Source organism: Bradyrhizobium sp. ERR14 (assembly GCF_014198235.1).
GTDB lineage: Bacteria > Pseudomonadota > Alphaproteobacteria > Rhizobiales > Xanthobacteraceae > Bradyrhizobium.
Genome location: NZ_JACIHD010000005.1, coordinates 348,641 through 363,679 on the forward strand (window position 1 = coordinate 348,641; position 15,039 = coordinate 363,679).

The 15,039-nt window shown below is 65.3% G+C and carries 19 protein-coding genes; 13 read left to right on the plus strand and 6 right to left on the minus strand.

Going from position 1 to position 15,039, the window contains the following annotated elements; genetic code table 11:
* Window positions 1–41 precede the first annotated feature (41 nt).
* The gene (locus GGD62_RS40805) at window positions 42–251 is read left to right on the plus strand and encodes a hypothetical protein (RefSeq protein ID WP_092255578.1); all 210 of its coding nucleotides are present in this window, start codon (window positions 42–44) and stop codon (window positions 249–251) included.
* A 4-nt stretch (window positions 252–255) separates the two neighbouring features.
* Here the strand turns inward: GGD62_RS40805 and GGD62_RS17690 are convergent, their stop codons facing one another.
* A complete protein-coding gene (locus GGD62_RS17690) occupies window positions 256–654 on the minus strand; it encodes a hypothetical protein (RefSeq protein ID WP_183709354.1) in 399 nt (132 codons plus the stop codon).
* Between the two features lie 224 nt (window positions 655–878).
* Here GGD62_RS17690 and GGD62_RS17695 point away from each other — a divergent pair, with 224 nt between their 5' ends.
* Window positions 879–2,024 carry a DUF3095 domain-containing protein gene (locus tag GGD62_RS17695; protein WP_183709199.1) on the plus strand — a complete coding sequence of 382 codons (1,146 nt, stop codon included), beginning with the start codon at window positions 879–881 and terminating at the stop codon, window positions 2,022–2,024.
* Window positions 2,025–2,028: 4 nt separating this feature from the next.
* Here GGD62_RS17695 and GGD62_RS17700 read toward each other — a convergent pair whose 3' ends face one another.
* The 3 genes from GGD62_RS17700 to GGD62_RS17710 all read right to left on the minus strand — a co-directional run bounded on the left by GGD62_RS17700 (window position 2,029) and on the right by GGD62_RS17710 (window position 4,567).
* Window positions 2,029–2,463, minus strand: a complete 435-nt coding sequence (locus GGD62_RS17700) for a DUF2147 domain-containing protein (protein ID WP_092255570.1) — start codon at window positions 2,461–2,463, stop codon at window positions 2,029–2,031.
* A 107-nt stretch (window positions 2,464–2,570) separates the two neighbouring features.
* The gene (locus tag GGD62_RS17705) at window positions 2,571–3,956 is read right to left on the minus strand and encodes an MATE family efflux transporter (protein WP_183709201.1); all 1,386 of its coding nucleotides are present in this window, start codon (window positions 3,954–3,956) and stop codon (window positions 2,571–2,573) included.
* A gap of 83 nt (window positions 3,957–4,039) precedes the next feature.
* Complete coding sequence (locus GGD62_RS17710) at window positions 4,040–4,567, minus strand: GNAT family N-acetyltransferase (protein ID WP_018316200.1); 528 nt, start codon at window positions 4,565–4,567, stop codon at window positions 4,040–4,042.
* 243 nt (window positions 4,568–4,810) lie between these two features.
* On the opposite strand from GGD62_RS17710, the gene GGD62_RS17715 reads away from it, so the two are divergent.
* The 11 genes from GGD62_RS17715 to GGD62_RS17760 all read left to right on the plus strand — a co-directional run bounded on the left by GGD62_RS17715 (window position 4,811) and on the right by GGD62_RS17760 (window position 12,956).
* On the plus strand, window positions 4,811–5,407 hold the full coding sequence (locus GGD62_RS17715; protein ID WP_018316199.1) for a superoxide dismutase: 597 nt from the start codon (window positions 4,811–4,813) through the stop codon (window positions 5,405–5,407).
* 270 nt (window positions 5,408–5,677) lie between these two features.
* Window positions 5,678–6,289, plus strand: coding sequence for a permease (locus GGD62_RS17720; RefSeq protein WP_026201624.1), 612 nt, complete (start codon window positions 5,678–5,680; stop codon window positions 6,287–6,289).
* Window positions 6,286–6,786: a hypothetical protein gene (locus GGD62_RS17725; protein WP_018316197.1), complete on the plus strand. Its 501-nt coding sequence runs from the start codon at window positions 6,286–6,288 to the stop codon at window positions 6,784–6,786. The genes GGD62_RS17720 and GGD62_RS17725 overlap by 4 nt, the downstream gene beginning before the upstream one ends.
* Before the next feature lie 43 nt (window positions 6,787–6,829).
* Window positions 6,830–7,066, plus strand: a complete 237-nt coding sequence (locus GGD62_RS40810; RefSeq protein WP_183236642.1) for a hypothetical protein — start codon at window positions 6,830–6,832, stop codon at window positions 7,064–7,066.
* 2 nt (window positions 7,067–7,068) lie between these two features.
* Window positions 7,069–7,824: a metal ABC transporter ATP-binding protein gene (locus GGD62_RS17730; protein ID WP_183709203.1), complete on the plus strand. Its 756-nt coding sequence runs from the start codon at window positions 7,069–7,071 to the stop codon at window positions 7,822–7,824.
* A 6-nt stretch (window positions 7,825–7,830) separates the two neighbouring features.
* Window positions 7,831–8,700, plus strand: coding sequence for a metal ABC transporter permease (locus GGD62_RS17735; protein ID WP_183709205.1), 870 nt, complete (start codon window positions 7,831–7,833; stop codon window positions 8,698–8,700).
* 6 nt (window positions 8,701–8,706) lie between these two features.
* Window positions 8,707–9,570: a metal ABC transporter substrate-binding protein gene (locus GGD62_RS17740; RefSeq protein WP_183709207.1), complete on the plus strand. Its 864-nt coding sequence runs from the start codon at window positions 8,707–8,709 to the stop codon at window positions 9,568–9,570.
* A 54-nt stretch (window positions 9,571–9,624) separates the two neighbouring features.
* On the plus strand, window positions 9,625–10,671 hold the full coding sequence (locus GGD62_RS17745) for a GTP-binding protein (RefSeq protein ID WP_018316192.1): 1,047 nt from the start codon (window positions 9,625–9,627) through the stop codon (window positions 10,669–10,671).
* Window positions 10,671–11,690: a WD40 repeat domain-containing protein gene (locus GGD62_RS17750; protein ID WP_183709208.1), complete on the plus strand. Its 1,020-nt coding sequence runs from the start codon at window positions 10,671–10,673 to the stop codon at window positions 11,688–11,690. The genes GGD62_RS17745 and GGD62_RS17750 overlap by 1 nt, the downstream gene beginning before the upstream one ends.
* 121 nt (window positions 11,691–11,811) lie before the next feature.
* Window positions 11,812–12,528, plus strand: a complete 717-nt coding sequence (locus tag GGD62_RS17755; RefSeq protein WP_183709210.1) for an MgtC/SapB family protein — start codon at window positions 11,812–11,814, stop codon at window positions 12,526–12,528.
* A gap of 98 nt (window positions 12,529–12,626) precedes the next feature.
* On the plus strand, window positions 12,627–12,956 hold the full coding sequence (locus GGD62_RS17760; RefSeq protein WP_026201622.1) for a hypothetical protein: 330 nt from the start codon (window positions 12,627–12,629) through the stop codon (window positions 12,954–12,956).
* Between the two features lie 150 nt (window positions 12,957–13,106).
* On the opposite strand, the gene GGD62_RS17765 is transcribed toward GGD62_RS17760, so the two are convergent.
* On the minus strand, window positions 13,107–14,549 hold the full coding sequence (locus GGD62_RS17765; protein WP_018316188.1) for a homospermidine synthase: 1,443 nt from the start codon (window positions 14,547–14,549) through the stop codon (window positions 13,107–13,109).
* Between the two features lie 68 nt (window positions 14,550–14,617).
* Window positions 14,618–15,007 carry a RidA family protein gene (locus GGD62_RS17770; protein ID WP_027562893.1) on the minus strand — a complete coding sequence of 130 codons (390 nt, stop codon included), beginning with the start codon at window positions 15,005–15,007 and terminating at the stop codon, window positions 14,618–14,620.
* Window positions 15,008–15,039: the final 32 nt, after the last annotated feature.

A 15,039-nucleotide genomic window follows, 5' to 3' on the forward strand; every position in this document is an offset into this window, starting at 1 on the left:
GTTACGTCAATCGATCTGCCCTAATCGACAAGGAGCAGTCCATGACCATGCCCAGCATGACCGCTTCAAATCAGGGCCGGACCGAGCAATCCCGCGCGAAGCAGGACGATGCCCGTTGCCCGCCGATGACGCACCAGAATTCCGGCGGTCATGGCCACGAAATGTACCCGCAGCAATTCGTGCGCCTGGTCGGCTGCCATGATGCGTCTCTCGATAGCTTGCGCAAGCGTCAGGACGAGAAGCTGCATTAGCAGCTCACGTCCGGTGCTTCGGCGGGTCTTTCGGTAGGTCAATCCGCTCGTGTGAAAACTCCGGCGGCCCTTCGGTGAGGCGGCGGATGCGGCGGTCGCGTTCGTCCACGGGCAATGCCGGATCGAGCAGCGTCTCGATCTCGTGGACCGCGATCTCTTCGATCCTGGTGGCGTCCGATGCGATTGGGTGCACCGGGGCGTGGACCGGGGGCGCGATCTTCAGGCCCAGCTCGATCAGCTTGCAGATCGCATCCGAGCGGGTCAGTTGATGGGCTTCAGCCCAGGCATCGACGGCTGCTGTCAGTCTTTCGGGCATCTTCACCGCGCTGATCGGGTCGATGCCCGTGCGCCGGCGGACCGGAGAGGCGGAGTCCTTGCTGCCGAAGTCGGACACCTCGATCATCCCATGCAACCCTTGGAGCTGAGGACAATAGCCGTTCTTCCCGGCCGGCCGCTTGATGCCGATCAATGACACGCTGCGGCATTGCAACGCGGCCTCATCTTGTTGCTGCCCTATCTTGTTGTCTGGAACCGTTTCGGCCAATGATTGAAAGGGGCCGCCGGCCGGCGAACCCGGATCGATCCTGCCACGTATTTGTTTCGCATTCCAACCATCCGGCATCCCCGATGACCTCAGGCGAATCCTTCTATGGTGGCATTCCCGTCTTCCGCGGCTTCACCAGCCTGATGGACCCTGCGCTCTATGCGCCGCTGCCGGACGATTGGAGCATCGGCGTCGCCGATATCGTCGATTCCACCAAGGCGATCGCGGCGCAGCGCTACAAGGCGGTGAACATGGCCGGCGCCGCCGCGATCGCGGCGGTGACGAACGCATTGGAGGGGCGCGAATTCCCCTTCGTGTTCGGCGGCGACGGCGCGAGCTTTGCGGTTGCGCCAGGCGACCTCGAACCTGCCCGAGAGGCGCTGGCGGCAACCGCGACCTGGGTGCGGGAAGATCTCGATCTGACGATGCGGGTCGCGCTGGTGCCGGTCAGCGCCATCCGCGCGCAGGGCCTCGACGTGCGCGTCGCGCGCTTCGGTCCGTCGGCCAACCTGTCCTATGCGATGTTCTCGGGCGGCGGGCTCGCCTTCGCCGATGCCGCGATGAAGCGCGGGGAGTTTGCCGTCCCGGCAGCGCCGGCGGGCACGCAGCCCGATCTCTCGGGCCTGTCCTGCCGCTTCGAGGTGATACCAGCCTCACGTGGGCTGATCCTGTCGGTTCTGGTGATGCCGGCGCGCGGCGCCGACCCGCATGCCTTCCGCAAGGTGATCGAGGACGTCATCCATCTCGTCGAGCGCAGCCCGGACGGCGCCCGCCCGGTGCCGCCGCAGGGACCGCCGCTGAAATGGCCGCCGCAGGGGCTGGAATACGAAGCCCGCACCAGACGCGGTGGTCCGCTGCTCGCGCGCCGCGCCACCGTGCTGGCCTATACGCTGTTCATCTATCTGATCATGCGCTTCGACCTCAACGTCGGCGGCTTCGTGCCCAACGTCTACAGGCGTCAGGTGGTCGAGAACTCGGACTTCAGGAAATTTGACGACGGCCTGCGCATGATCCTCGACTGCACGCCGCAGCTCGAGCGCGCGCTGAGCGACCGACTGGCGGCGGCTGCGCGCGAGGGTATCGTGCGCTACGGTCTCTATCAGCAGGACGCGGCCATGATGACCTGCTTCACGCCGTCGGCGCTGCGCAGTGATCACGTCCATTTCATCGATGGCGCGCGGGGCGGCTACGCCTCGGCGGCGACGGCGCTGAAGGCGATGGTGGCGTGAAGCGTCAGCGTCCCGCCCGCGTCCAGGTCTCGCCGCCGCAGAGCGCGCCGACGCAGCCTTCGACCCGCAGCGAATCCGCTCCCGTCACGGAGATGCTGCTGGCATAGGTACTGCCGTCGTCGGCATTGTAGATCTGGCCGGACCATTTGTTCGGACCTGACGGCTGCATGCCGCTGAACAATGGCAGGCCGATCATCGGGCGCCTGGCGAGCTCGCGATTGGGGTTCTTGCTGTCGGTGGCGGGCTGGCCGGTCGCGGTGTCATAGGGCTCGCGCAGCCAGGCGACGACGCCGCAGATGCCGCCGCCGCACTTGCTGATCTTGACGCGCGCATCACCCGCCTGGGTCAGCCATGTCCCATCGGCGCTCTGCGCATGCGCGGCCGGCGCGCCGAGCAGCGCAGCGAGAAGGACGATGAGAGCAGCGAATCTGGAAGTCATGGAAGAGGCCCCGAAAATGGAGCGCCTCCATAGCAGCCCGGCGGGATAGTGCAACGCTGGCTGGAATCACATTCCTGCGTTCATTTGCCTGCGTTGATGTCCTGCGATCATTTGTCCCAGCGCGCGAAGGCGACCGAGGCCGCAGTCGACAGGCCGAACACCGCCATGGCGCCGCCGACCAGCGCGAACAAGGTCCAGGCCGGCGCCTGCGTCATCATGAGGACGACGCCGCCGATCGCGACGATCAGAAGCCGCGCGGTGGAAGCGAGCACGGGGCCGCCGACGCGCGCCGCGCCTTGCGAGGAGAAGTAGAGCGACACGCCGATGCCGAAGAACACGAAGGTCGGGCCGGCCCAGTGGAAATAGCTGTGCGCGGCGGCGGTGACGCCGGGATCGCGCGTGAAGAGCGCGACCCATAGCGACGGAGCGAGCGCGATGGCGAGGCCGATCAGGCCGACCGTCAATCCGGAAGCTGCAGCGGCGGTCCAGGCCACACGCCGCGCGCGCTTCACCTGTCCGGCGCCCATCGCCATGCCGACCATCGGCACCGAGGCGATGCCGAAGGCGAAGGTGATCGGGATCAGCAAGAATTCCAGCCGCGAGCCGATGCCGTAGCCGGCCAGCATCTCGGTGCCGAACGTGGCCAGGATCTTCGTGAAGATCAAAATGGTGAGCACGGTCTGGAGCGGCGACAGGCAGGCCACCGCACCAACCTTGAGGATGTCCAGGAACATCGCGCGCTCGAAATGAAACGCGCGAATATTCAGCGGCAGCCGGCTGCGGCCGGACGCGAGATACCAGAGGAAAAAGATCGCGGCGCAAGTGAACGCGATCAACTGGCCGCTGGCGACCCCCGGCATGCCGAAGGGCTTCACGCCGAACAGGCCGAGCCCCAACGTGCCGCCGAGCGCGATCTGGAGCACGCTGGCGCCGATCAGCGTCATCGAGGGCAGGCGCATGTCGCCGGTGCCGCGGATCACCGAGGCGAGCGTGTTGACGAGCCAGATCGCGACCGCGCCGGAGAACAGCACCTGCGAATAGCCGCTGGCCTCCTCGAGCACGCGATCGCGCCCGCCGAGCAGGGTGAAGAAGGAGCGGCCGAAGACGAGCATCATCACCGTGAAGAACAGCCCGCCGCAGAGGCCGATGATGGCGGCATGCAGCGCCAGCGTCGCGGCGCGGTCACGATCCCCTGCGCCGAGCGCGCGGCTGATCGCGGACGAAACGCCGCCGCCCATCGCGCCCGCGCTCATCATCTGCGTCAGCATCGCGAACGGAAACACCAGCGCGATCGCGGCGAGCGGAATGGTGCCGAACCGGCCGATATAGGAGGTCTCGGCGATCGCAACCAAAGTGCTGCCGACCATCGCGATCATGTTGGGGATCGCGAGCCGCAGCAGCGTCGGCAGGATCGGCGCAGTCAGCAGGCTGGCGATCGGGGAGGCGACCGGCGCAAGCGGCGGGACGGCGTCTGCAGGGGCGTCGATCGTCATGTTCACCGGGCGGAATTTTAGATGATGATCGACATATTATAGGGCGGCCGAGCCCCTGCGGCAGCCCTCACTCCACGCAGGGGTCACCACGGCAGGCCGCATAGGTCGATGGTGCCCAGCGTCGGCGCGCGGACGATGTTGAAGACGTAGGGCGCCATCTCGGTGAAGCGGATCCGCCCCTCCGGCTGCTCGCAATAGACCTCGCCCTTGAAGGGCAGCCAGCTCCGGGTCTCGTAGAACGAAAAATTGTGTGGTTCGCAGAACAGCAGCGCGAAGCGAACGGCCTCGTTGGCGCGAATGGTGTGAACCGCCGCGTCGATCGCCACGGTCGCATAGCCGCGACCGCGCCGGTCCTCGCGGGTGCAGACCCCGCCGATGCCGCCGATATGGACCTTCTGTCCGTTCCAGGTGACGGTGCGGAAGTAGATGCCGACATGGCAGACGAGACCGTCCTCGGGCGTCTCGATCAGCACGCGCAGGTCGGCATTGGCCCATTTGACGTGAGCCCAGGCCGGCTTCTCCGCTGCGTCTTGACCCCAGACCGCGCTGAGCAGCGGCTTGGCGATCGGCCACGAGGCGTCGCCGTTCAAAATGTCGATCTCGATGCTCATGGCTTTGTCTCTCGCAACGCGGCTGCGCGGTTCATTGGTTCTGTCATAACCGGTTCAAAGGCAACGATATTCTGCGGCCGGCGATCGGCCCGGGTTGAATGTCCCTCGGTGCTGCGAAGTTATGCAATCCGGCCAAGCCGTGGCATCACGTCTTTTCGCAAATTCTGAGGTATTTAACGGCGGTGGAACCTTCTATAAGAGTCCCCGTTAAGCCAGTTCCCCATCAGTCGCGGACAACATCCCATGACCTTTACGCTGCCCCCCCTCCCTTACGCCTATGACGCCCTCGGCCAGTTCATGTCGAAGGAGACGCTGGAATTCCACCACGACAAGCATCATCAGGCCTACGTCACCAACGGCAACAACGCGCTCAAGGGGACCGAATGGGAAGGCAAGTCCCTTGAAGAGATCGTCAAGGGCTCGTTCGGCAAGAACCCCGCGGTGTTCAACAATGCCGGCCAGCACTACAACCACATCCACTTCTGGAGCTGGATGAAGCCCAATGGCGGCGGCACCAAGCTGCCGGGCAAGATCGAGAAGAAGATCAACGAGGACCTCGGCGGCTTCGAGAAGTTCAAGACCGACTTCCAGGCGGCCGGCGTCGGCCAGTTCGGCTCCGGCTGGTGCTGGCTCCAGGTCAAGAACGGCAAGCTCGAGATCTCCAAGACCCCGAACGGCGAGAATCCGCTGGTGCATGGCGCCACCCCGATCCTCGGCTGCGACGTCTGGGAGCACTCCTATTACATCGACTACCGCAACCGCCGCCCCGATTATCTCAAGGCGTTCGTCGAGAACCTCGTGAACTGGGAATACGTCGAGTCCCTGCTCGAGAAGGCGTAAGGCCTCGTTGTCATTCCGGGGCGCCCGCAGGGCGAACCCGGAATCCAGAAGTTGTGGCGCGAGATTCTCAGGTGCGCAGTTGCGCACCAGGGCTCGCACTTCGTGCGCCCCGGAATGACAGAAAACAAAAGGCGGTCGCTCGCGCGGCCGCCTTTTTGCTGTGCGGAATTGCCCTGCGTGGCGCGCGCACCGGTCTGTCATCGTACTGTTTGCATCGAATGGACGCCGCCCTTAATCAAGAACGGCATCACCCTCGAGCGACCGAGCCCGTTGTCAGAACCTTCCCCGAAGAACCCGGCGCCTGCCGAGGACGCGGAGTCCGAACCGCGGCCGGGGCGGGTCCGCAAGCCGATCGGCTGGTCGACGATCATCATCGCCGCGCTGGTCGCGGTGAGTGCGACCTTGGTCTGGCGGCGTGACGGCACCGACGGTGTTCTCGACATTCTGACCCACGATCTCTCGCTATTCTCAGGCATCCTGCCGCGCGTGCTCGCCGGCTGCCTGCTCGGGGCCTTCATCTCGGAGATCCTGCCGCACGAAAAGGTCTCGCGCTCGCTTGGACCAAAATCCGGCCTGATGGGACTGCTGATCGGCACCGCCTTCGGCGCGATCCTGCCGGGCGGTCCCTTCACCGCCTATCCCGTGGCGAGTGCGCTGCTCGCAGTCGGCGCCGATTTCGGCGCCACCATCGCCATGGTCGTGAGCTGGACCCTGATCGGCTATGGCCGGGCGGTGGCCTGGGAAATCCCGATCATGGGCACCGACTTCACGCTGTGGCGGATTCTGATTTCGCTGCCGCTGCCGGTACTCGCCGGTGCGCTCGGCCGCTTCGTCTATGTCCGGCTCTATCCGAAGCGCGAAAGCGACGAGGACGCGGCATGAGCGCCGCGCTTTTCATCGACATTCTGTTGTGGGGCTCGGTGTTCGGCGTCGGGCTGATCGCCTTTCGCCGCGGCCCTCCGGTGTTCAAGGCCTCGCTGCGCGAAGGTTCGATGGATTTCATCAACATCGTGCCGCGCATCGCGCTGGGCGTGATCGGCTCCGGCTACATCGCCGCGATCATCCCGCAGGAGGTGATCACCGGCTGGCTCGGGCCGGACAGCGGCTGGCTCGGGGTTGCGACCGCCGTGGTCGCCGGCGCCGCCACGCCGGGCGGGCCCGTGATCGGCTTCTCCATCGGCACGGTGGCGCTGAAGTCGGGCGGCGGGGTGCCGCAGGTGGTGGCTTATGTCGTTGCCTGGGCCCTGTTCGCCTTTCAGCGGGTGATCTTGTGGGAAATCCCGTTCATGCCGGCCCGTTTCGTCTGGTTCCGCTGTGCCGTGTCGGTGCCGTTTCCTTTCGTGGCAGCTGCCATCGCGATGGTGATCGGCAAGCCGTGAGCCCGGCGTGGACAGGGGTTATGTTATAATATAACGTTCCAAAATGGTTCCCGCCGCCTCCCACGCCCACCATCACGACCATGCCCCTGGCCATTCTCATGACCACGCGCATTCGCATGGGCACGACCACACCCACGCCCATGTCCACGACGCGGCCTCGCCGCATCCGGCCCAGGCGGCGCCCTGGTCGATCCTGCGCATGACCATGGCGGCGCGCCTTGGGGCCGCGCTCGCCGTCTGTGCCGTGCTCTGGGGCGTGGTCTTCCTGGCGATGAGGTGACGATGGCGGCGCTCCACTTTCACAATGTGACGCTCGGCTATGACCGGCATCCGGCCGTGCACCATCTCAACGGTGAGGTTGCGCGGGGCGCGCTGGTCGCCGTGATCGGCCCGAATGGCGCCGGCAAGTCGACCCTGCTGCGCGGCATCGTCGGCATCCTCCGGCCGCTCGACGGCAGAATCCATCTCGGCGGGCTCGACTCTCGCGATATCGCCTATCTGCCGCAGAGCGCGGAGATTGACCGCAGCTTCCCGATCTCGGTGTTCGACTTCGTCGGCACCGGGCTGTGGCGCGGGACCGGCTTGTTCGGCGGTATCGGCAAGGCGGCGCGCGGGAAGATCTTGCGCGCGATCGCCTCCGTCGGCCTCAATGGCTTCGAGAACCGCCCGATCGGTACGCTCTCGGGTGGCCAGATGCAGCGCGTGCTGTTCGCGCGCGTGTTGCTCCAGGACGCAAGCCTGATCGTGCTGGACGAGCCCTTCAACGCCATTGACAGCAAGACCACCGCCGACCTGCTCGCGCTGGTCAAGCACTGGCACGGCGAGGGCCGCACCGTGCTCGCCGCGCTGCACGACATGGAGATGGTGCGCAACCATTTCACCGAGACGCTGGTGCTGGCGCGCGGCCCCGTGGCGTGGGGACCGACGGTGGAGGTGCTGACGCCGGAAAACCTGCTGGTGGCGATGCGGATGTGCGAGGCGTTCGACGACAGCGCCGCGGCCTGCGCCGCCGACGATACCCGCTCGCGAGCGGCGTGATCACCGATGCTCTACGACGCGCTGATCGGTCCCTTCACCGAATTCGAGTTCATGCGGCGGGCGCTGGCCGCCGTGATCGCATTGTCGCTGGCCGGTGCGCCGATCGGCGTCTTCCTGATGCTGCGGCGGATGAGCCTCGTCGGCGATGCCATGGCGCATGCGATCCTGCCCGGCGCGGCGGTCGGCTTCCTGCTCTCCGGGCTCAATCTGTTCGCGATGACGGCCGGCGGGCTGATCGCAGGCTTTGCCGTCGCGATCCTCGCCGGCGTCGTCGCGCGCTCGACCGGGCTGAAGGAGGACGCTTCGCTCGCGACCTTCTATCTGGCCTCGCTGGCGCTCGGCGTCACCATCGTCTCGATCAAGGGCACCAATATCGACCTGCTCCACGTGCTTTTCGGCAACATCCTCGCGATGGACGACCAGACCCTGCTGGTGGTGGCCTTCAACGCCACCGTGACGCTGCTGGTGCTCGCCGTGATCTACCGCCCGCTGGTGATCGAGAGCGTCGATCCCTTGTTCTTGCGGACAGTCAGCCGCGCCGGTGGTCCCGCGCATCTCGCCTTCCTGGCGCTGGTCGTGATCAACCTCGTCAATGGCTTTCAGGCCCTTGGTACGCTGCTTGCGGTCGGCCTGATGATCCTGCCGGCGGGTATCGCGCGGTTCTGGTCACGCGATCTCACCGTCATGATCTGCATCGCGGTCGTCGCTGCCGCGGCTTCCGGCTATGCCGGCCTCGTGCTGTCGTTCCAGACCCGCGTGCCGTCCGGCCCTGCGGTCATTCTCGTGGCGTCGGTGCTCTACATCGTCTCCGTGCTGTTCGGCCGCGTCGGCGGCATCGTCCGGCAGATGTTTCCCGGCCGGCACCTGGAAGCGTGACGGGCGATGCGCTTCCTTCTGTTCCTTGCCTTGCTGACCATCGCCTCGCCGCTGCAGGCCGCGGAACGGCTCAACGTCATTGCGAGCTTCTCGATCCTCGGCGACTTCGTCCGTAACGTCGGGGGAGATCGGGCCAACGTTACGACGCTGGTCGGCCCCGACAGCGACGTCCACGTCTACACGCCGGCGCCTGCCGACGCGAAACGGGTCGCGGAGGCGAAGCTCGTCATCGTCAATGGGCTCGGGCTCGAGGGCTGGCTGCCGCGTCTCGTGCAGTCCGCAGGTAGCAAGGCCGTGGTGGTCACCGCGAGCGCCGGCATCGTGCCGCTGAAGCTCGGTTCGGCCGCCGACCCCCATGCCTGGCAGTCGGTCCCCAACGCCAAGGTCTACGTGACCGATATCGCCAATGCGCTGGCGGCGGCCGTCCCGGATGATGCGGAGTTCTTCCGGGTCCAGGCAAAAGCCTATCTGGAAAAGCTCGAAACGCTCGACCGCGAGGTCCGCGAGGCCGTGGCGAAAATCCCGCCAGAGCGGCGCAAGGTGATCTCGACCCATGACGCCTTCGGCTATTTTTCCGCCGAATACGGTATCCAGTTCATCGCCCCCCTGGGGGTCTCCACCGAAACCGAGCCGAGCGCACGCGACATCGCGGCCATCATCGGCCAGATCAAGGCACAAAAAATACCGGCCGTGTTCCTGGAAAATATCAGCGACGACCGGCTGATCCGGCGGATCGCGGCCGAGACCGGCTCAAAAGTCGGCGGGACCCTGATTTCGGACGGTTTGACCGGCGAAAAGGGGCCTGCACCCACTTACATTGATATGGTCAGGCACAATATAAAGGCGCTGACCAGCGCGCTTGACCACTAGGGCAGGGGCCACCCCGCCTCGCGTCGCGCGAAAAGCCCGAAGTCCGGAGTTGTTATGTCTGAAGCGACCTCTCAGAAAATTCCCGTGACCGTCCTGACCGGCTATCTCGGTGCCGGCAAGACCACGCTCCTGAACCGCATCCTGTCGGAGAATCACGGTAAGAAATACGCCGTCATCGTCAACGAATTCGGCGAGATCGGCATCGACAACGACCTCATCATCGGCGCCGATGAGGAAGTGTTCGAGATGAACAATGGCTGCATCTGCTGCACCGTGCGCGGTGACCTCGTGCGCATCATGGACGGCCTGATGAAGCGCAAGGGCAAGTTCGACGCCATCATCGTCGAGACCACCGGCCTTGCCGATCCGGCGCCGGTCGCCCAGACCTTCTTCGTCGACGAGGACGTGCAGAAGAATGCGCGGCTCGATGCCGTGGTCACGGTGGCCGACGCCAAATGGCTGTCCGATCGGCTCAAGGATGCGCCCGAGGCCAAGAACCAGATCGCCTTCGCCGACGTCATCGTGCTGAACAAGACCGATCTCGTCAGCAAGGGCGAGCTTGCCGAGGTCGAGGCCCGCATCCGCGGCATCAATCCCTATGCGAAACTCCACCGCACCGAGCGCTGCTCGGTGGCCCTGGCCGACGTGCTCGACCGCGGCGCCTTCGATCTCGACCGCATCCTCGACATCGAGCCGGACTTCCTGGAGGCCGACGATCATGACCACGACCATGATCACCACCATCACGGCCACGATCATCACCACCATGATCACGGTCACGGCCTGAAGCACTATCACGACGAGGACATGCAGTCGCTGTCGCTCAAGACCGACAAGCCGCTCGATCCGAACGTGTTCATGCCCTGGCTGCAGAATTTGGTGCAGGTCGAGGGCGGCAAGATCCTGCGCTCCAAGGGCATCCTCGCCTTCCACGACGACGACGACCGCTACGTCTTCCAGGGCGTCCACATGATGCTGGAGGGTGACCACCAGCGGAAGTGGAAGGAGGGCGAGCCGCGCGAGAGCCGCCTCGTCTTCATCGGCCGCGAATTGCCGGAGGAGGCCATCCGCAAGGGTTTTGAGAGCTGCATCGTCTCGTGATGAAAGAGTTTTCGCCGGCCCCCGATTCCGCCTCGATCGTCTCCGTCACCGATCGCGTCAAGCCGGTTACGCTCGGCATGGGCGTGACCTCGGTGCATTTCCTCAGGGATCGCGCCGCCTTCGTCGGCGGCGAGGAGAATGTCGCGTTCGTCGATGACAAGGGTGAGATCAGCACGGTCACTGTTCACAGCGGCGGCATTCTCTCCACCGCTTGCGACGGCAAGCGCCTGGTGATGGGCGGCGACGACGGCAAGGTCGTCTCGCTCGACGCCAAGGGCGAGGTGACGCTGCTCGCCACCGATCCCAAGCGACGCTGGATCGATGCGGTGGCGCTGCATGCGGACGGCTCCTACGCCTGGTCGGCCGGCAAGACGGCTTTCGTCAAGAGCGGCAAGACCGAGGAGAAGTCGCTCGAGGTGCCCTCGACCGTCGGTGGGCTTGCGTTCGCGCCCAAGGGACTCCGGCTCGCAATCGCCCATTACAACGGCGCGACGCTGTGGTTTCCGAACATGGCGGGATCAGCCGAATTCCTGCCCTGGGCCGGCTCGCATCTCGGCGTCACCTTCAGCCCGGACAACAAATTCCTGGTCACCACCATGCACGAGGCGGCGCTGCATGGCTGGCGGCTTGCCGACAACAGGCATATGCGGATGACCGGCTATCCCGGCCGCGTCCGCTCGATGTCCTGGAGCGCGGGCGGCAAGGGGCTCGCGACCTCGGGCGCCGACACCGTCATCATTTGGCCGTTCGCCAGCAAGGATGGCCCGATGGGCAAGGAGCCCGCGATGCTCGCGCCGCTGCAGGCGCGGGTGTCGGTGGTCGCCTGCCATCCGAAGAACGACATCCTCGCCGCCGGCTACAGCGACGGCACCGTGCTGATGGTGCGGCTGGAGGATGGCGCCGAGATCCTGGTCCGCCGCAACGGCACGCCGCCCGTGGCCGCGCTCGCCTGGAACGCCAAGGGCACGCTGCTCGCTTTCGCCGATGAAAATGGGGACGGCGGAATGCTGGAACTTTAAACTGTCATCCTTTAGGCCGTAGGGTGGGCAAAGGCGCTCTTGCGCCGTGCCCACGATCTTTTTGCATTGACGGGAGCCGTGGGCACGCTTCGCTTTGCCCACCCTACGGCAGCTGACATTCATGCGATTTCTGACGACCTTCCAGCTTGCTGATTTCCTCGACACGCTAATCAGCCTGACCACGGCCTTCGTGCTGGGCACGCTGATCGGTGCCGAGCGGCAATATCGCCAGCGTACCGCGGGCCTGCGCACCAATGTGCTGGTCGCGGTCGGCGCGGCCGCCTTCGTCGATCTCGCCATGCAGCTGGACGGCGCCGACGGCGCGGTGCGGGTCATCGCCTACGTCGTCTCGGGCATCGGCTTCCTCGGCGCCGGTGTCATCATGAAGCAAGGTATGGACGTGCGCGGGCTCAACACCGCTGCGACGCTATGGGCTTCGGCCGCTGTCGGCTCCTGCGCCGGTGCCGACATGATAGCGCAGGCGGCGGCGCTCACCATCTTCGTCATCGCCGGCAACACCATGCTGCGCCCCCTGGTCAACGCCATCAACCGCATCCCGCTGAACGAGAAGGCGCTGGAGGCGACCTATTATTTCAAGCTCGCGGTCGCGGCCGACGCGCTGCCCGACATGCGCGACCGCCTCGTCGACAAGCTCGAGGGTGCGAAATATCCGGTGGCGGGTATCGAGGTCGTCGAGCTCGGCGAGGACATGCTGGAGATTGTCGCCAAGCTCGTCGCCAGCGCGGTCGACCCGAACGAGCTGAACGCGGCGGCGACCGATCTCCAGCATCTGCCCGGCGTCCGCCACGCGACGTGGGAAGTCAGCACGACGGAGTGAGCGCGGCGTTTTGGCGCGCAGGCTGCAGTTCCCCCTCGCCGGGACGGAACCCCGGTCGGGCAATTTCGTTGATCCCGCGGACAAAGGCGGTGATCGACATGACAGTCAATGACAAGCGCAGACTGAAACTCGACCTTCTGATCGCCTGTTCGCTGTTCGCAGCAGGTGTCGTTATATCGGGCATATCGATCGCGCAGATCCGCGCCGAGAGCCGGATGCAACTGGCGCAGGCGACACCGCCGCTTCAGGGCACGCCCTCTGACGAGCAGAGCAAGGTGCCCGCGGAAGCCAAGCCGGGCGGCGACCGGCCGACCACGCCGGCCCCCGAGCCGGCGCGGCCTGAGCCGCAGACACAAGGCGCGGCGACCAAGCCGGCACTGCCGCCGGCACCGGCCGAGAAGATCGCGCCGCCGATCGAGAAGAAGTAGCTGTCTGATAGACCAGCGGTGTCATCGTCCGCGAAGGCGGACGATCCAGTATTTCAGAGACCGTAGTGATTGAACCGAGACGCCGCGGCGTACTGGATGCCCCGCCTTCGCGGGGCATGACAGCTGTGGTGGGGCCGAAGCCCGCGCCCCTCACCGCACCAGAATGTTCTTGAACTGCCAGGGATCGCTGGTGTCGATGTCTTCCGGGAAGAGTCCCGGACGATCCGTCAGCGGCGTCCAGTCGGTATAGAACCCCTTCACTGGGCCGAGATAGGGCAGCTGGATTTCCAGCAGGCGATCGAAATCCATCTCGTCGGCTTCGACGATGCCTTCCTTCGGGTTCTCCAGCGCCCACACCATGCCGCCGAGCACGGCGGAAGTCACCTGCAGGCCGGTGGCGTTCTGGTAGGGCGCGAGCTTGCGGGTCTCCTCGATGGAGAGCTGCGAGCCGTACCAGTAGGCATTGTTGTCGTGGCCGAACAAGAGCACGCCGAGCTCGTCGATGCCGTCGACGATCTCGTTCTCGTCGAGGATGTGGTGCTTCTCCTGCATCTTGGCGGCGCGGCCGAACATCTCGTGCAGCGACAGCACGGCATCGTCGGCCGGATGATAGGCATAGTGGCAGGTCGGCCGGTAGATCGCCTTGCCCGATGCGTCGCGCACCGTGAAGTAATCGGCGATCGAGATCGACTCGTTGTGGGTGACGAGGAAGCCATATTGCGCGCCGCGGGTCGGGCACCAGGTGCGCACGCGCGTGTTGGCGCCGGGCTGCATCAGGTAGATGGCCGCGCCGCAGCCAGCTTCGTGGGTCCGCGCGTTCTCGGGCATCCATTTTTCATGGGTGCCCCAGCCGAGCTCTGACGGCTGCACGCCTTCCGACAGGAAGCCTTCGACCGACCAGGTGTTGACGAACACGTCGGGCTCTTTCGGCTTCTTCGAGCGCTGGGTGTCGCGTTCGGCAATGTGAATGCCCTTGATGCCGGCCTGCCGCATCAAATCCGCCCATTCGGCCTTGGTCTTCGGCTTGGGGGCATTGAGCTTGAGATCAGCGGCGACGTTGAGCAGCGCCTGCTTGACGAAAAAGGAGACCATACCGGGATTGGCGCCGCAGCAGGAGACCGCCGTGGTCGAGCCCGCGGGACGCGCGCGCTTGGCCGCCAGCGTGGCTTCGCGCAGGGCGTAGTTGGAGCGCGCTTCCGGGCCCTTGGAGGAGTCGAAATAGAAGCCCAGCCAGGGCTCGTTGACGGTGTCGATGTAGAGCGCGCCGAGCTCGTTGCAGAGCTCCATGATGTCGGTGGAGCCGGTGTCGACCGATAGATTGACGCAAAAGCCCTGGCCGCCGCCTTCGGTCAGCAGCGGGGTCAGCAACTCGCGGTAATTGTCCCGGGTCACGGCCTTCTGGATGAAGCGCACATTGTGCTTTTCGCAATGCGCCTTGCGGCCCTCGTCCTTGGGATCAATCACGGTGACGCGGGACTTGTCGTAGTCGAGATGCCGCTCGATCAGCGGCAACGTGCCTTTGCCGATGGAGCCGAAGCCGACCATGACGATGGGACCGGTGATCTTCGCGTAGATCTGCGAGGCGGGGCTCATGGGATGGTTTTCTCCGGAACGTGCTGGCAAACAAATGGTGAGGGGTGGATCAGGCGCTGCGGCGCTTGTCAGACGCTGCGGCGCTTGGCGGTGACTTCGATCTCGACCTTCATCTCGGGCTTGGCGAGGGCGCTGACGACCAGCAACGTCGCCGCCGGCCTGATGTCACCGAGGACCTCGCCGCAGACGGCGAAGTGGGCGTCGATGTAGCTGGCGTCGGTGACGTAGTAGGTCGCACGGACAATATCGGCCATCTCGAATCCGCCCTCTTTCAGGGCAGCTTCGATGGTCTTGAAGCAGTTGCGTGACTGGCTCGTGACATCAGCCGGCATCGTCATCGTGGTGTAGTCATAGCCCGTGGTTCCCGCGACGAAGGCGAAATCGCCGTCGATCACGGCGCGGCTGTAGCCGACGGTCTTCTCGAGGGGAGAGCCGGTGGAAATGAGGCGACGGGACATGTTTCGGACCTCGACTGAAAGGGGTGTTTCGC

Coding starts and splice junctions, on each gene's coding strand:
- GGD62_RS40805 (WP_092255578.1), top strand. CDS start 42: ATGACCATGCCCAGCATGACCGCTTCAAATCAGGGCCGGACCGAGCAA.
- GGD62_RS17690 (WP_183709354.1), bottom strand. CDS start 654: ATGATCGAGGTGTCCGACTTCGGCAGCAAGGACTCCGCCTCTCCGGTC.
- GGD62_RS17695 (WP_183709199.1), top strand. CDS start 879: ATGACCTCAGGCGAATCCTTCTATGGTGGCATTCCCGTCTTCCGCGGC.
- GGD62_RS17700 (WP_092255570.1), bottom strand. CDS start 2,463: ATGACTTCCAGATTCGCTGCTCTCATCGTCCTTCTCGCTGCGCTGCTC.
- GGD62_RS17705 (WP_183709201.1), bottom strand. CDS start 3,956: ATGACGATCGACGCCCCTGCAGACGCCGTCCCGCCGCTTGCGCCGGTC.
- GGD62_RS17710 (WP_018316200.1), bottom strand. CDS start 4,567: ATGAGCATCGAGATCGACATTTTGAACGGCGACGCCTCGTGGCCGATC.
- GGD62_RS17715 (WP_018316199.1), top strand. CDS start 4,811: ATGACCTTTACGCTGCCCCCCCTCCCTTACGCCTATGACGCCCTCGGC.
- GGD62_RS17725 (WP_018316197.1), top strand. CDS start 6,286: ATGAGCGCCGCGCTTTTCATCGACATTCTGTTGTGGGGCTCGGTGTTC.
- GGD62_RS40810 (WP_183236642.1), top strand. CDS start 6,830: ATGGTTCCCGCCGCCTCCCACGCCCACCATCACGACCATGCCCCTGGC.
- GGD62_RS17730 (WP_183709203.1), top strand. CDS start 7,069: ATGGCGGCGCTCCACTTTCACAATGTGACGCTCGGCTATGACCGGCAT.
- GGD62_RS17735 (WP_183709205.1), top strand. CDS start 7,831: ATGCTCTACGACGCGCTGATCGGTCCCTTCACCGAATTCGAGTTCATG.
- GGD62_RS17740 (WP_183709207.1), top strand. CDS start 8,707: ATGCGCTTCCTTCTGTTCCTTGCCTTGCTGACCATCGCCTCGCCGCTG.
- GGD62_RS17745 (WP_018316192.1), top strand. CDS start 9,625: ATGTCTGAAGCGACCTCTCAGAAAATTCCCGTGACCGTCCTGACCGGC.
- GGD62_RS17750 (WP_183709208.1), top strand. CDS start 10,671: ATGAAAGAGTTTTCGCCGGCCCCCGATTCCGCCTCGATCGTCTCCGTC.
- GGD62_RS17755 (WP_183709210.1), top strand. CDS start 11,812: ATGCGATTTCTGACGACCTTCCAGCTTGCTGATTTCCTCGACACGCTA.
- GGD62_RS17760 (WP_026201622.1), top strand. CDS start 12,627: ATGACAGTCAATGACAAGCGCAGACTGAAACTCGACCTTCTGATCGCC.
- GGD62_RS17765 (WP_018316188.1), bottom strand. CDS start 14,549: ATGAGCCCCGCCTCGCAGATCTACGCGAAGATCACCGGTCCCATCGTC.
- GGD62_RS17770 (WP_027562893.1), bottom strand. CDS start 15,007: ATGTCCCGTCGCCTCATTTCCACCGGCTCTCCCCTCGAGAAGACCGTC.